Source organism: Pseudomonas sp. GM48 (assembly GCF_000282335.1).
Classification (GTDB): Bacteria; Pseudomonadota; Gammaproteobacteria; order Pseudomonadales; family Pseudomonadaceae; genus Aquipseudomonas.
Genome location: NZ_AKJM01000020.1, coordinates 1 through 14,270, shown reverse-complemented (window position 1 = coordinate 14,270; position 14,270 = coordinate 1). Strand labels below are relative to the sequence as shown.

The following is a 14,270-nucleotide window of genomic DNA, read 5'->3' as shown; positions in this document are numbered from 1 at the left end:
GCTCCCACACTGGTCCGGGTTCCACAGAAAGGCCGTGTTGCTTGCAACCTCTTTGTTTAGAAGGACTGCACCATGCGTATCGTCGTTGCTCTGGGCGGTAATGCCCTGCTCCGCCGGGGCGAACCCATGACCGCTGACAACCAGCGCGCCAACATCCGGATCGCCACCGAACAGATCGCCAAGATCCACTCCGGCAACCAACTGGTCATTGCCCACGGCAATGGCCCTCAGGTCGGCCTGCTGTCATTGCAAGCGGCCGCCTACACCTCCGTCACCCCTTACCCGCTGGACGTGCTCGGTGCCGAAACCGAAGGCATGATCGGCTACATCATCGAACAGGAACTGGGTAACCTGCTGGACTTCGAAGTGCCCTTCGCGACCCTGCTCACCCAGGTCGAAGTCGACGCCAATGACCCGGCCTTCAAAAACCCGACCAAACCCATCGGCCCGGTCTACAGCAAGGCCGATGCGGAAAAACTCGCCGCCGAGAAAGGCTGGGCCATCGCCCCGGACGGCGACAAATACCGTCGGGTGGTCGCCAGCCCGAAACCGAAACGCATCTTCGAAATCCGTCCGATCAAATGGCTGCTGGAAAAAAGCAGCATCGTGATCTGCGCCGGTGGCGGCGGCATTCCAACCATGTATACCTCGCCCGGCAAACTCGAGGGCGTCGAAGCGGTCATCGACAAAGACCTGTGCTCGGCGCTGCTGGCCGAACAGCTTGAAGCCGATCTGCTGGTGATCGCCACCGACGTCAACGCCGCCTTCATCGACTTTGGCAAACCCACGCAGAAAGCCATCGCCCAGGCCCACCCCGACGAAATGGAAAAACTCGGTTTCGCCGCGGGCTCCATGGGACCGAAGGTGCAGGCAGCCTGCGAATTCGCACGCCATACTGGAAAAGTGGCGGTGATCGGCTCGCTCGCGGACATCGAAGCGATCGTCCAGGGCAAGGCAGGTACGCGCATCAGTACGGCGGCGCCGGGCATTACTTACTTATAAGGAGAAACGTCCATGGCAATGTTTGAGCCAGGCCACTTGCACATCGAGCGTCACGCGCTGACCAAGGATGATGTCAGCTACAACGTGCACCTCGACTATAAGGTCGCGCAGGATCCCAAGAAAGGCAAAGGGATCGAGTTCACCATACATGGCAGCATGCAGGGAAAGGAGATGAAAGAGATCTTCTTCCTGCCAAAGGAGGAGGCCTACAACTTTGCCAACAACGTGACGAAAATCGCAGAGAAGTATGGAATCCCAAAGACACACAGCCAGATCGGCTCGGTTCACAAGCATTACGATTTGATGTTCGAAGACATCCGGAAGCAGTTGGATATGAAATCCGGCGACCCGGTAAACCCCGAGCACTTCGAATAACCCGAACACACAATCTGTGATCAACCACAATCTACTGTGGGAGCGGGCTTGCTCGCGAATGCGGTGTATCAGTCGCCAACGATGGTGCCTGATACACCGCATTCGCGAGCAAGCCCGCTCCCACAGGGGGGATCCTCGCTCTATTGAAGTCCGCGCAGGATTTCACCATTAGCCCGCCCCAAGGCATACTTGCCACCCTCCGCACTGCAGAACCCGAAACCGCCCCATGCGTATCCACGTCAGCTTCATCGACCGCGTCGGTATCACCCAGGAAGTCCTGGCCCTGCTCGGCGGGCGCAATCTGAACCTGGATGCGGTGGAAATGGTCCCGCCCAATGTTTATATCGACGCCCCGACCCTGAGCCCGCAAGTCCTCGAGGAACTGCGCGATGCCCTGTTCAGTGTGCGTGGCGTGCAAGCGGTGACAGTGGTCGACATCCTGCCCGGTCAGCGTCGGCACTTGCAGCTCGACGCGTTGCTTGCCGCCATGACCGACCCGGTGCTGGCACTGGACAGCGACGGCAAGGTGCTGCTGGCCAACCCGGCATTGATCGCCCTGTACGGCCGTGAACCGGCCGGTGAAAGCGTGGCCGACCTGTTTGCCGACCCGGCCTTGCTCGACGCCTTGCTCGAACACGGCTTTCGCCTGCCGCTGCGGGAAATCACCGTCAACGGCCAGACCTTGTTGCTCGACGCCACACCGATCACCGACGCCGGCGCCCTGCTGACCCTGTATCAACCGAACCGCATCGGCGAACGCCTCTCCGCGCTGCATCATGATCACGCCGAAGGTTTCGATGCTCTGCTCGGCGAGTCCCCGGTGATCCGCACCCTCAAGGCGCGCGCCCAGCGGGTGGCGGCCCTCGATGCGCCGCTGTTGATCCAGGGTGAAACCGGCACCGGCAAGGAACTGGTGGCCCGTGCCTGCCACGCCATCAGCGCCCGGCACAGTTCACCGTTCCTGGCGTTGAACTGCGCGGCATTACCGGAGAACCTCGCCGAAAGCGAACTGTTCGGCTACGCCCCCGGCGCCTTCACCGGTGCACAACGGGGCGGCAAACCGGGGTTGATGGAACTGGCCAACCAGGGCACGGTGTTTCTCGATGAAATCGGCGAGATGTCGCCGTACCTGCAGGCCAAATTGCTGCGTTTCCTCAACGACGGCAGTTTTCGCCGGGTCGGCGGTGACCGTGAGGTCAAGGTCAACGTACGGATCCTCAGCGCGACCCACCGCGACCTGGAAAAAATGGTCAGCGAAGGCCTGTTCCGCGAAGACCTGTTCTATCGCCTCAACGTCCTGAATGTTGAAGTGCCGCCGTTGCGCGAGCGCGGCCAGGACATTCTGCTGCTGGCCCGCTACTTCATGCAGCAGGCCTGTGCGCAGATCCAGCGACCGATCTGTCGCCTGGCGCCGGGCACTTACCCGGCGCTGCTGGGCAACCGCTGGCCGGGTAACGTGCGGCAATTACAGAACGTGATCTTCCGTGCCGCGGCGATTTGCGAAAGCAGCCTGGTGGACATTGGCGACCTCGACATTGCCGGCACTTCGGTGGCGCGCCAGAGCGACCATGACGTCGACAGCCTGGAACAGGCCATGGACGAGTTCGAGAAAACCCTGCTGGAAAAACTCTACACCAGCTACCCGTCGACCCGGCAACTCGCGACCCGCCTGCAAACCTCCCACACCGCGATTGCCCATCGGTTGCGCAAGTACGGCATTCCAAGCAAAGCCTGAACCACACTCGGTCAATGTGGGAGCGGGCTTGCTCGCGAAGACGGTACATCAGTCAATACATCGTCGCCTGACACTACGCTTTCGCGAGCAAGCCCGCTCCCACAGGTTCTCCGTCACCCGGAAAATCACGCCAAAAACGACCTCCACCTGTACTGAAAGCGCTACAGCGGAACGATATCGCTACACCCCTCTCCGGTCACGGCTGTGCAAGGCTTTGATCCACCTCGGCTTTTATCCTCGACCTATACCGTATCGATTTCGCTACAGCGAGTGAATTCCAGCCTTTGTCGAAACCACCTAAATCATTGATCAATAACAACAAAAACAACATTGGCCGTGTTCTTGCTATGTAGATCTCCATAACCAGGGCATCGCCCAAGCATTCAATCGCGTCCACCAGACGAGTCTGGCCCCTTAGGAGTTTCCATGAGCGAGTTGCGTTTTACTGAAGATCACGAATGGCTGCGCACCGAAGCTGACGGCAGCGTCACGGTTGGCATCACCGCTTTCGCACAGAACGCCCTGGGCGACGTGGTGTTCGTTCAACTGCCTGAGCTGCAGTCCTACGACAAAGGCGCCGAAGCCGCCACCGTGGAATCGGTAAAGGCTGCAAGCGGCGTGTACATGCCGCTGGACGGCGAAGTGCTGGAAGTGAACCCGGCGCTGGACAGCAGCCCTGAACTGGTCAACGAAGATCCGCTGGGCGAAGGCTGGTTCTTCCGTTTCAAACCAAGCGACGCCACCGCTGTCGGCCAACTGCTGGATCAGGACGCCTACGACCGCCTGATCAAAGCCCAAGCCGAAGCCTGAGGAGCACTGACATGACCGAAGTGAATCTGACCACTGCCAACGAATTCATCGCCCGTCACATCGGCCCGCGTGCCGGCGACGAGCAAGCCATGCTCAACAGCCTCGGTTTCGACTCCCTGGAAGCCCTGAGCGCCAGCGTGATTCCCGACAGCATCAAGGGCACCAGCGTTCTCGGCCTGGAAGACGGCCTGAGCGAAGCCGATGCCCTGGCCTTGATCAAGTCCATCGCAACTAAAAACCAGCTGTTCAAGACCTACATCGGCCAGGGTTACTACGGTACCCACACGCCGTCGCCGATCTTGCGCAACCTGCTGGAAAACCCGGCCTGGTACACCGCCTACACCCCGTACCAGCCAGAAATCTCCCAGGGCCGTCTCGAAGCGCTGCTGAACTTCCAGACCCTGATCAGCGACCTCACCGGCCTGCCGATCGCCAACGCCTCGCTGCTCGACGAAGCCACCGCCGCTGCCGAAGCCATGACCTTCTGCAAACGCCTGAGCAAGAACAAAGGCAGCCACCAATTCTTCGCCTCCGTGCATTGCCACCCGCAGACCCTCGACGTACTGCGCACCCGTGCCGAGCCTCTGGGCATCGACGTGGTGGTTGGCGACGAGCGTGAACTGAGCGACGTGACGCCGTTCTTCGGCGCCCTGCTGCAATACCCGGCGAGCAACGGTGACGTGTTCGACTACCGCGAGCTGACCGAACGTTTCCACGCCGCCAACGCCCTCGTCGCCGTGGCTGCCGACCTGCTGGCCCTGACCGTGCTGAGCGCACCGGGCGAGTTCGGTGCCGACGTGGCCATCGGTAGCGCACAGCGCTTCGGCGTGCCGCTGGGCTTCGGTGGTCCGCACGCGGCGTATTTCTCCACCAAGGATGCGTTCAAGCGTGACATGCCGGGCCGTCTGGTCGGTGTTTCCGTAGACCGTTTCGGCAACCCGGCCCTGCGTTTGGCCATGCAAACCCGCGAGCAACACATCCGTCGCGAGAAAGCCACGTCGAACATCTGCACCGCGCAAGTGCTGCTGGCCAACATCGCCAGCATGTACGCCGTGTACCACGGTCCAAAAGGCCTGACACAGATCGCCAATCGTGTGCATCACCTGACCGCAATCCTGGCCAAAGGCTTGGGCGCATTGGGTCTGAACGTCGAGCAAACGAGTTTCTTCGACACCCTGACCGTGAAGACCGGCGCTCAAACCGCTGCCCTGCACGACAAGGCACACGCCCAGCGCATCAACCTGCGCGTGGTCGATGGCGAACGCCTGGGCCTGTCCCTGGACGAAACCACCACTCAGGCCGACGTTGAAACCCTGTGGAGCCTGCTGTCCGACGGCAAGGCCCTGCCAGACTTCGCCGCCCTCGCCGCCTCGGTGCAGAGCGCCATCCCGGCCGCGCTGGTACGTCAGTCGCCAATCCTCAGCCACCCGGTGTTCAACCGTTATCACTCGGAAACCGAGCTGATGCGTTACCTGCGCAAACTGGCGGACAAGGACCTGGCGCTGGACCGCACCATGATCCCGCTGGGTTCGTGCACCATGAAACTCAACGCCGCCAGCGAAATGATCCCGGTAACCTGGGCCGAATTCGGTGCCCTGCACCCGTTCGCCCCGGCCGAGCAAAGCGCCGGTTATCAGCAATTGACCGACGAACTGGAAGCCATGCTGTGCGCTGCGACCGGCTACGATTCGGTTTCGCTGCAACCGAACGCCGGTTCCCAGGGTGAATACGCAGGTCTGCTGGCGATTCGTGCCTACCACCAGAGCCGTGGCGAAGACCGTCGCGACATCTGCCTGATCCCGTCGTCGGCCCACGGCACCAACCCGGCCACCGCTCAGATGGCCGGTATGCGTGTGGTTGTGACCGCATGCGATGCCCGTGGCAACGTCGACATCGAAGACCTGCGCGCCAAGGCGATCGAGCACCGCGAACACCTCGCCGCGCTGATGATCACCTACCCGTCGACCCACGGCGTGTTTGAAGAAGGCATCCGCGAAATCTGTGGCATCGTTCATGACAACGGCGGCCAGGTGTACATCGACGGCGCCAACATGAACGCCATGGTCGGCCTCTGCGCGCCGGGCAAGTTCGGCGGCGATGTTTCGCACCTGAACCTGCACAAGACCTTCTGCATCCCCCACGGCGGTGGCGGCCCGGGTGTCGGCCCGATCGGTGTGAAATCGCACCTGGCGCCATTCCTTCCAGGCCACGGCCAAATGGAGCGCAAGGAAGGCGCCGTTTGCGCGGCACCGTTCGGCAGCGCGAGCATCTTGCCAATCACCTGGATGTACATTCGTATGATGGGTGGCGCGGGTCTCAAGCGTGCTTCGCAGCTGGCGATCCTCAATGCCAACTACATCTCCCGTCGCCTCGAAGAGCACTATCCAGTGCTGTACACCGGCAGCAACGGCCTGGTGGCGCACGAATGCATCCTCGACCTGCGTCCGCTGAAAGACAGCAGCGGCATCAGCGTCGATGACGTGGCCAAGCGCCTGATCGACTTCGGTTTCCACGCGCCTACCATGTCGTTCCCGGTAGCCGGCACGCTGATGATCGAGCCGACCGAAAGCGAATCCAAGGAAGAACTGGACCGCTTCTGCGACGCCATGATCCGCATCCGCGAAGAAATCCGCGCGGTGGAAAACGGCACCCTGGACAAGGACGACAACCCGCTGAAAAACGCTCCGCACACCGCCAAGGAACTGGTAGGCGAGTGGTCGCACCCGTACAGCCGTGAGCAGGCGGTTTACCCGGTTGCGTCGCTGATCGAAGGTAAATACTGGCCGCCGGTCGGTCGCGTCGACAACGTGTTTGGCGATCGCAACCTGGTCTGCGCCTGCCCGTCGATCGAAAGCTACGCTTAAACCAATATGGGGGCGGGTTTACTCGCCCCTCTCAAGAACACCGCATTCCCCTTGTGGGAGCGGGCTTGCTCGCGAAGGCGGTGTGTCAGCCGCCAAATGTGCTGCCTGTTACGCCGCCTTCGCGAGCAAGCCCGCTCCCACAGGGATCTGCGCCAAGCCCCCCCCTGTTTCAGCCTGTTCCTATAACAAGAAACCGGAGAACCACCATGTCGTTAAGCGTGTTCGACCTGTTCAAGATTGGCATCGGCCCCTCCAGCTCCCACACCGTCGGTCCGATGCGCGCCGCTGCACGTTTCGTCGAAGGCCTGCGCCGTGAAGGGCTGCTGACGGCCACCACCTGCGTCAAAGTCGAGCTGTACGGCTCGCTCGGCGCTACCGGCAAGGGCCACGGCAGTGACAAGGCTGTGCTGCTCGGCCTGGAAGGCGAACACCCGGACACCGTAGACACCGAAACCGTCGCTGCGCGCCTGCAGGAAATACGTGGCAACGGTCGCTTGAACCTGCTCGGCGAACACAGCATTGCGTTCAACGAGAAAGAACACCTGGCGATGATTCGCAAACCGTTGGCCTATCACCCCAATGGCATGATTTTTCGCGCCTTCGACGCGGCGGGCCTGCAGATCCGCAGTCGCGAGTACTACTCGGTCGGCGGCGGTTTTGTGGTCGATGAGGACGCCGCAGGCGCCGACCGCATCGTCGAAGACGCCACGCCCCTGACCTTCCCCTTCAAAAGTGCCAAGGACCTGCTCGCTCATTGCGCCAAATACGGCCTGTCGATCAGCCAGGTGATGCTGACCAACGAAAGCGCCTGGCGTCCGGAAGCGGAAACCCGCGCCGGCCTGCTGAAAATCTGGCAAGTAATGCAGGACTGCGTCGCCGCCGGATGCCGCAATGAAGGCATCCTGCCCGGCGGGCTGAAGGTCAAGCGCCGGGCCGCGGCGCTGCATCGGCAATTGTGCAAGAACCCGGAATCGTCATTGCGCGATCCGCTGTCGGTGCTGGACTGGGTCAACCTGTACGCCCTGGCCGTCAACGAAGAAAACGCCAACGGCGGGCGCGTGGTCACGGCGCCCACCAATGGTGCGGCCGGGATCATTCCGGCGGTGCTGCATTACTACATGCGGTTTATTCCCGGCGCGAATGATGACGGCGTGGTGCGTTTTCTGCTCACTGCGGCGGCCATCGGCATTCTGTACAAGGAAAACGCCTCGATCTCCGGCGCCGAAGTCGGTTGTCAGGGCGAAGTCGGCGTCGCCTGCTCGATGGCCGCCGGTGCCTTGTGCGAAGTACTGGGCGGCACCGTACAACAAGTGGAAAACGCCGCGGAAATCGGCATGGAACACAACCTCGGGCTGACCTGCGACCCGATTGGCGGGCTGGTGCAAGTGCCTTGCATCGAGCGCAACGCCATGGGTTCGGTCAAGGCCATCAATGCCGTGCGCATGGCCCTGCGCGGCGACGGGCAACACTTCGTCTCCCTCGACAAGGTTATCCGCACCATGCGCCAAACCGGCGCCGACATGAAAAGCAAATACAAGGAAACCGCCCGTGGCGGTTTGGCGGTCAACATTATCGAGTGCTGATGAGCGCTCATCTGCACCCTTCTTCAGGAGCTGAATATGTCCACCGAACAACTGTTGAAAACCCCGTTGCACGCACTGCACATCGAACTCGGCGCGCGCATGGTGCCGTTCGCCGGCTACGACATGCCAGTGCAATACCCGCTGGGCGTGATGAAGGAACACCAGCACACCCGCGACCAGGCCGGGCTGTTCGATGTCTCGCACATGGGCCAGATCCGCCTGACCGGTGCCAACGCGGCCGAGGCCCTGGAAACCCTGGTGCCGGTGGACATCATCGACCTGCCGGTGGGCATGCAGCGCTACGCGATGTTCACCAATGCGACGGGCGGCATCCTCGATGATTTGATGGTGGCCAACCTGGGCAATGACGAACTGTTCCTGGTGGTCAACGCCGCCTGCAAGGATCAGGACCTGGCACACCTGCAAAAGCACATCGGCAATCAGTGCACCATCGAGCCATTGTTCGAAGAGCGCGCCCTGCTCGCCCTGCAAGGTCCGGCGGCGGTCACTGTGCTGGCACGTCTGGCACCTGAAGTGGCGAAGATGACCTTCATGCAGTTCGCTCGAGTGAAACTGCTGGGCGTGGACTGCTTTGTCAGCCGCTCGGGCTACACCGGTGAAGACGGCTTCGAAATCTCCGTGCCGGCCGACAGCGCCGAAGCCCTGGCTCGCGCCCTGCTCGCCGAACAGGAAGTCGAGGCCATTGGCCTTGGCGCGCGCGATTCGCTGCGCCTGGAAGCGGGTCTGTGCCTGTACGGCCACGACATGAACACCGACACCACCCCGATCGAAGCGAGCCTGCTGTGGGCGATCTCCAAGCCACGTCGCACCGATGGCGCACGGGCTGGCGGCTTCCCCGGCGCCGAAACCGTATTCGCTCAGCAACAGGCAGGCGTCAAGCGTAAACGCGTAGGCCTGCTGCCGCAGGAACGTACCCCCGTGCGCGAAGGTGCCGAGATCGTCAACGAAGCCGGCGACATCATCGGTAGCGTCTGCAGCGGCGGTTTCGGCCCGACCCTGGGCGGGCCGCTGGCCATGGGTTATGTCGACAGCGCTTACATCGCACTGGACACACCCGTTTGGGCGATTGTTCGTGGGAAAAGGGTGCCTTTGCTTGTAAGCAAAATGCCATTTGTTCCACAACGCTACTATCGCGGCTGATTGAATGTTTCTATAAGTAACGCGGTTGCGTTAACAGTGCACTAATGTGTAACGCAACCGCCATAAAGTAGTGCATTGTTTGACTCTAAGCTTCGATTATGAACTTTGCTTATAACGTTCGAAAACAATTGAACAACGTTAACGTATAAGGCACCACGAGTGGCCTTACTTTGCCATCAACCTGAGGAAATACGGGGCCTTCACAGGGCTTGTTTTTTCTCCCGTAGTTGGCGTAGAGTTTGTTCACTGTGTTTGCATGGGTCGCTTGGAATCGTGACCTGGGCAGTAGCCTACAAGTTAGCTACATCCCGTTCGACGTCTTCTTACTCTCCTGCAACCAGCCCCAGTACTCTTTCACGAGAAGGAGACTGTCATTAATTTTTGCGTCAAAGGAAATAAGAAATGTCCCAACGTCAGAGCGGTACCGTCAAGTGGTTTAACGACGAGAAAGGTTTTGGTTTTATCACTCCTGAAAGCGGTCCGGATCTGTTCGTGCATTTCCGCGCCATCCAGGGCAACGGCTTCAAGAGCCTGAAAGAAGGCCAGAAAGTGACTTTCATCGCCGTGCAGGGCCAGAAAGGCATGCAGGCTGACGAAGTACAAGCAGAAGCCTAATCTTCTGTTACGAAAAAGCCCCTGATGCTGACATCAGGGGCTTTTTTGTGCGCGTAAATCCGTAAAATGGCTTCTTTTTTCGCCGAGAGCCTGCCATGTCGAAACACCTGCTTACTCCCCAGGGCGACTTTCCTGCCGCTGGCCTGGGTCGTCGTCTGGCAGCCATGTTCTATGACTTCCTGCTGTGCACCGCCCTGCTGATCGTCACCAGCGGCATCTACAAGATGATCCAGATGGCGATCATCGGCGAAGAAAGGATGCGCACCCTGACCGAAGCCGGCGCGCTGGACGGTGATCCCCTGCTCTCCACCGTGCTGTTGTTCGTACTGTTCGGCTTTTTTGCCAAGTTCTGGACATGGTCTGGTCAGACCCTGGGCATGCAAGTCTGGTGCATCCGGGTACAGAACGCCGACGGCTCATCCATCAGCCTGTGGCAGGCGCTGCTGCGTTTTGTGGTATCGATCGCTTCGCTGCTGTGTGTTGGCCTGGGCTTCCTCTGGTCGTTGTTCGACAAGCAGAAACGCAGTTGGCACGACATGTATTCCAACACCCGGCTTGTGCGGATTCCGAAGAAAACCAAATAATCGGGGTCGGCAAAAAACACTGTGGGAGCGGGCTTGCTCGCGAAAGCGGTGTGTCAGCCGATATCAATGTTGCCTGACACTACGCCTTCGCGAGCAAGCCCGCTCCCACATTTTTTGCGACCGGCCTGATAAACCTCAGGCGTTCCCGGCCAATTTCATTCTCGCCGCCTGAGTAAAGTCAAGCATGCGCTTGAGCGGCCGGATCGCCTGCGGAATCAGCGCCGGGTCGACAAAGATCTCGTTTGCCCCTTCCTTCAACGCTTTCAGCGTCCGCTCAAGCGTGTTCATGGCCATCCACGGGCAATGCGCACAACTACGGCACGCCGCGCCGTTACCCGCCGTCGGGGCTTCGATAAAGACCTTGTCCGGGCACAGCTGCTGCATCTTGTAGAAGATGCCACGATCTGTCGCCACGATCAGCGTTTTGTTTGGCAGGTTCTGTGCCGCCGCGATCAACTGACTGGTGGAACCAACGGCATCGGCCAATTCAATCACCGAGGTCGGCGACTCCGGGTGCACCAGAATCGCCGCATCCGGGTACAGCGCCTTCATGTCTTCAAGCTGTTTGGACTTGAACTCTTCGTGAACGATGCAGGCACCGTCCCACAACAGCATGTCGGCACCAGTCTGGCGCTGAATGTAGGTGCCCAGGTGCTTGTCCGGGCCCCAGATGATGGTCTCGCCGTTGTCCATCAGGCTTTCGACGATTTCCAGCGCACAGCTTGAAGTCACCACCCAATCCGCTCGGGCTTTTACCGCAGCGGAAGTGTTGGCATACACCACCACCGTGCGCTCCGGGTGTTGGTCGCAGAACGCGGAAAACTCGTCCACCGGGCAACCGAGGTCGAGCGAACAGGTCGCTTCGAGCGTCGGCATCAGCACGCGTTTTTCCGGGTTGAGAATCTTGGCGGTCTCACCCATGAACTTCACGCCGGCGACGACCACGGTCTTGGCCGGATGGGCATTGCCGAAACGGGCCATCTCCAGCGAATCGGAGACACAGCCGCCCGTCTCTTCGGCGAGCGCCTGAATGACAGGATCACAATAGAAGTGGGCCACCAGCACCGCGTCCTGAGCCTTGAGCTCGGCAGCGATGGCAGCACGGTAATAAGCCTCTTCATCGGCGGTCAGCGGCTTGGGCTGTTTGGCGTCGAGGTGGGCTTGAACCAGAAGGCGTTCGGAAATTTGCGTCATGTTCGCAAGACCTGCAGGCGCTTTCGCGCGAAAGTCGAGTATACACCCGGCTCCGTACCTTTCAGGGTACCGCCGGGAAAGTGAGTATTCATCAGGCACGGACAGCGTTGAAGCTGCGCAAGGCTACAGAATATCCGACGGATGCAAAAGGTGATTCTGACCTGCGTAATGCACAGCAGTCTGGAGCAAGGCGGACCTGAATCGCGGGCAAAAAAAAACCCGGAAATCCTCACTTTCGTGGGCCTTCCGGATTTTCTAAACTGCTACAAAAATGGTGGGTCGTGTGGGATTCGAACCTACGACCAATTGGTTAAAAGCCAACTGCTCTACCAACTGAGCTAACGACCCGCTGTGTGGTGGCGCGTATAATACTGATTTTTAAGGACTATTCAACACCTATTTTGAAAAAAATCAAAAATAAGGTGTTGGATCGCTGATTCCGGCCGCCGCAAAGCCTTCTGCCCGCAGTCGGCAGCTGTCGCACTTGCCGCATGCACGACCGTTATCGTCGGCCTGGTAACAGGAAACGGTCAGGCCATAATCCACGCCAAGCTTCACGCCCGCCTGGACGATCTGCGCTTTGCTGAGGTTTTGCAGCGGTGCCTGGATGCGGAAACCATTGCCTTCCACGCCGGCCTTGGTGGCCAGATTGGCCATGCGCTCGAACGACTCAATGAACTCGGGACGGCAGTCCGGGTAACCGGAGTAATCCACTGCATTGACGCCGATGAAGATGTCTCGTGCGCCGAGCACTTCAGCCCAGCCCAGTGCGAGGGACAGGAACACCGTGTTGCGCGCAGGCACGTAAGTCACCGGAATGCCTTCACCCAACTCTTCCGGAATATCGATGCTGCTGTCGGTCAGCGCCGAGCCACCCATGCCGTTCAGGTTGAGGCCAATCACCTTGTGTTCGACCACACCCAGGTCCCGGGCGACTCGTTCGGCGGCATGCAGTTCGGCGTGAGAACGCTGACCGTAGTCAAAGCTCATGGTGTAGCAGCTGTAACCTTCGGCGCGAGCCATCGCCACGACCGTCGCCGAATCCAGACCACCGGACAGCAGGATGACCGCACGTTTTTCAGCAGTATTGAGTTGTTCAGTCATTTCAGCGCCCCGGCTCGTCATTCCAAAGATATTTATGCAGCTGCAATTGCAAACGCACAGGCAGGTTGTCCGCCACTATCCAGTCCGCCAGGTCCCGGGCATTGAGATCATGGTGACTTGGCGAGAACAGGACTTCACCGGCACGCTGGTCCAGACCGTACTGGATCAGTTTGGACACGGACCAGTCATAGTCCTCCCGTGAGCAAATGACAAACTTCACCTGGTCGTTGGGCGTGAGCAGCTCAATGTTTTCGTAGCGATTGCGGTGTGCTTCCTTCGAACCCGGGGTTTTTAGGTCGACAACGCGACTGACCCGGGAATCTACCGCCGAGATATCAATAGAGCCACTGGTTTCCAGTGACACTTCGTAACCGGCATCACACAAGCGCTTGAGCAAGGGAATGGCGTTGGGTTGCGCCAGGGGCTCGCCGCCCGTGACACAGACGTAACGCGGACGGAAACCGGCGACCTGCTCGAGGATGTCGTCGAGGGTGCGAATGGTTCCGCCGGTGAACGCGTAGGCGCTGTCGCAGTATTGGCAACGCAACGGGCAACCGGTCAGGCGCACAAAAACCGTGGGCAGGCCGGCAGTCCGAGTTTCACCCTGCAACGAGTAGAAAACTTCGGTGATTCTCAATGTGTCTTGCATAGTCGCCACGGGCGTAACAGCTAAACAGGCTGTCCGCCTCCGTCAGGCACTTCAAGGAACCCCGGCAATGCGCAGATCCCAAAAAGCGTGTTTCAGAAAAAGGGGGTGAATTCTAACGAAAAAACCCGCGGCAAGCGCGGGTTTCTTTGAAACGGCTCAAGCCGTCTTACATTTTCTGCAGATCACGCTGCGCCAGCTGAGCAGCGGAAGTGCCCGGATACTGGGACACGACCTGCTGCAGAATGCCTTTGACCCGGTCGGTATGACCGAGACGACGCTCTACATCAGCGAGCTTGTAGAGCGAATCAGGCACCTTGGCGTGCTTCGGATACAGCTGCGAAACCTTGGCAAACGCCTGACCTGCACCTTGCAGATCGCCTTTGGCCAGGTTCACTTCGCCCAGCCAGTATTGGGCGTTGCCCGCGTACTGGCTGTTCGGGTACTTGCGCAGGAAAGCCGAGAAAGCCTGGCTGGCCTTGTCGAAGTCCTTGGCCTTGATCAGGTCGAAGGCAGCATCGTAATAGAGCTTTTCCTTCGCCGGATCTGCCGGCTCGCTACCCGCGGCAGGCGCTTGAGCGGCGGCTGCGCCTGCTG

13 protein-coding genes and 1 tRNA gene are annotated in these 14,270 nt (G+C 59.9%); 9 read left to right on the top strand and 5 right to left on the bottom strand.

The genetic code is table 11. The features are described from left to right. Positions 1-72 precede the first annotated feature (72 nt). The 9 genes from arcC (at position 73) to PMI28_RS25710 (ending at position 10,729) form a co-directional block, all read left to right on the top strand. Positions 73-1,002, top strand: coding sequence for a carbamate kinase (arcC, locus tag PMI28_RS25670; RefSeq protein ID WP_007982303.1), 930 nt, complete (start codon positions 73-75; stop codon positions 1,000-1,002). 12 nt (positions 1,003-1,014) lie between these two features. Then, positions 1,015-1,377, top strand: coding sequence for a DUF5064 family protein (locus tag PMI28_RS25675; RefSeq protein WP_007982302.1), 363 nt, complete (start codon positions 1,015-1,017; stop codon positions 1,375-1,377). A gap of 226 nt (positions 1,378-1,603) precedes the next feature. Then, positions 1,604-3,112: a sigma-54-dependent transcriptional regulator gene (locus PMI28_RS25680; RefSeq protein ID WP_007982300.1), complete on the top strand. Its 1,509-nt coding sequence runs from the start codon at positions 1,604-1,606 to the stop codon at positions 3,110-3,112. 426 nt (positions 3,113-3,538) lie between these two features. Further along, the gene (gcvH, locus tag PMI28_RS25685) at positions 3,539-3,922 is read left to right on the top strand and encodes a glycine cleavage system protein GcvH (protein WP_007982298.1); all 384 of its coding nucleotides are present in this window, start codon (positions 3,539-3,541) and stop codon (positions 3,920-3,922) included. Between the two features lie 11 nt (positions 3,923-3,933). Continuing rightward, positions 3,934-6,786 carry an aminomethyl-transferring glycine dehydrogenase gene (gene gcvP / locus PMI28_RS25690; RefSeq protein WP_007982297.1) on the top strand — a complete coding sequence of 951 codons (2,853 nt, stop codon included), beginning with the start codon at positions 3,934-3,936 and terminating at the stop codon, positions 6,784-6,786. A gap of 206 nt (positions 6,787-6,992) precedes the next feature. Beyond that, positions 6,993-8,369, top strand: a complete 1,377-nt coding sequence (locus PMI28_RS25695; RefSeq protein WP_007982295.1) for an L-serine ammonia-lyase — start codon at positions 6,993-6,995, stop codon at positions 8,367-8,369. Between the two features lie 36 nt (positions 8,370-8,405). Further along, positions 8,406-9,530 (top strand): glycine cleavage system aminomethyltransferase GcvT, encoded by a 1,125-nt coding sequence (gcvT, locus tag PMI28_RS25700; RefSeq protein ID WP_007982293.1) that lies wholly within the window; start codon positions 8,406-8,408, stop codon positions 9,528-9,530. Positions 9,531-9,932: 402 nt separating this feature from the next. After that, positions 9,933-10,145, top strand: coding sequence for a cold-shock protein (locus PMI28_RS25705; RefSeq protein ID WP_007977299.1), 213 nt, complete (start codon positions 9,933-9,935; stop codon positions 10,143-10,145). A 95-nt stretch (positions 10,146-10,240) separates the two neighbouring features. Beyond that, positions 10,241-10,729, top strand: a complete 489-nt coding sequence (locus PMI28_RS25710; RefSeq protein WP_007982290.1) for an RDD family protein — start codon at positions 10,241-10,243, stop codon at positions 10,727-10,729. Between the two features lie 135 nt (positions 10,730-10,864). On the opposite strand, the gene nadA is transcribed toward PMI28_RS25710, so the two are convergent. From nadA to ybgF, 5 genes are all read right to left on the bottom strand, one after another. Next, positions 10,865-11,923 (bottom strand): quinolinate synthase NadA, encoded by a 1,059-nt coding sequence (nadA, locus tag PMI28_RS25715; RefSeq protein ID WP_007982288.1) that lies wholly within the window; start codon positions 11,921-11,923, stop codon positions 10,865-10,867. A 272-nt stretch (positions 11,924-12,195) separates the two neighbouring features. Continuing rightward, positions 12,196-12,271, bottom strand: a tRNA-Lys gene (locus tag PMI28_RS25720). A 63-nt stretch (positions 12,272-12,334) separates the two neighbouring features. Beyond that, the gene (gene queC / locus PMI28_RS25725) at positions 12,335-13,027 is read right to left on the bottom strand and encodes a 7-cyano-7-deazaguanine synthase QueC (RefSeq protein ID WP_007982287.1); all 693 of its coding nucleotides are present in this window, start codon (positions 13,025-13,027) and stop codon (positions 12,335-12,337) included. Position 13,028: 1 nt separating this feature from the next. Beyond that, the gene (queE, locus tag PMI28_RS25730) at positions 13,029-13,676 is read right to left on the bottom strand and encodes a 7-carboxy-7-deazaguanine synthase QueE (protein ID WP_007982285.1); all 648 of its coding nucleotides are present in this window, start codon (positions 13,674-13,676) and stop codon (positions 13,029-13,031) included. 166 nt (positions 13,677-13,842) lie between these two features. Then, positions 13,843-14,270: tol-pal system protein YbgF (ybgF, locus tag PMI28_RS25735; protein WP_007982283.1), on the bottom strand; the 428-nt coding region annotated here is incomplete at its 5' end.

Coding starts and splice junctions, on each gene's coding strand:
- gcvH (WP_007982298.1), top strand. CDS start 3,539: ATGAGCGAGTTGCGTTTTACTGAAGATCACGAATGGCTGCGCACCGAA.
- PMI28_RS25695 (WP_007982295.1), top strand. CDS start 6,993: ATGTCGTTAAGCGTGTTCGACCTGTTCAAGATTGGCATCGGCCCCTCC.
- nadA (WP_007982288.1), bottom strand. CDS start 11,923: ATGACGCAAATTTCCGAACGCCTTCTGGTTCAAGCCCACCTCGACGCC.
- PMI28_RS25680 (WP_007982300.1), top strand. CDS start 1,604: ATGCGTATCCACGTCAGCTTCATCGACCGCGTCGGTATCACCCAGGAA.
- arcC (WP_007982303.1), top strand. CDS start 73: ATGCGTATCGTCGTTGCTCTGGGCGGTAATGCCCTGCTCCGCCGGGGC.
- PMI28_RS25705 (WP_007977299.1), top strand. CDS start 9,933: ATGTCCCAACGTCAGAGCGGTACCGTCAAGTGGTTTAACGACGAGAAA.
- PMI28_RS25710 (WP_007982290.1), top strand. CDS start 10,241: ATGTCGAAACACCTGCTTACTCCCCAGGGCGACTTTCCTGCCGCTGGC.
- PMI28_RS25675 (WP_007982302.1), top strand. CDS start 1,015: ATGGCAATGTTTGAGCCAGGCCACTTGCACATCGAGCGTCACGCGCTG.
- queC (WP_007982287.1), bottom strand. CDS start 13,027: ATGACTGAACAACTCAATACTGCTGAAAAACGTGCGGTCATCCTGCTG.
- gcvT (WP_007982293.1), top strand. CDS start 8,406: ATGTCCACCGAACAACTGTTGAAAACCCCGTTGCACGCACTGCACATC.
- gcvP (WP_007982297.1), top strand. CDS start 3,934: ATGACCGAAGTGAATCTGACCACTGCCAACGAATTCATCGCCCGTCAC.
- queE (WP_007982285.1), bottom strand. CDS start 13,676: ATGCAAGACACATTGAGAATCACCGAAGTTTTCTACTCGTTGCAGGGT.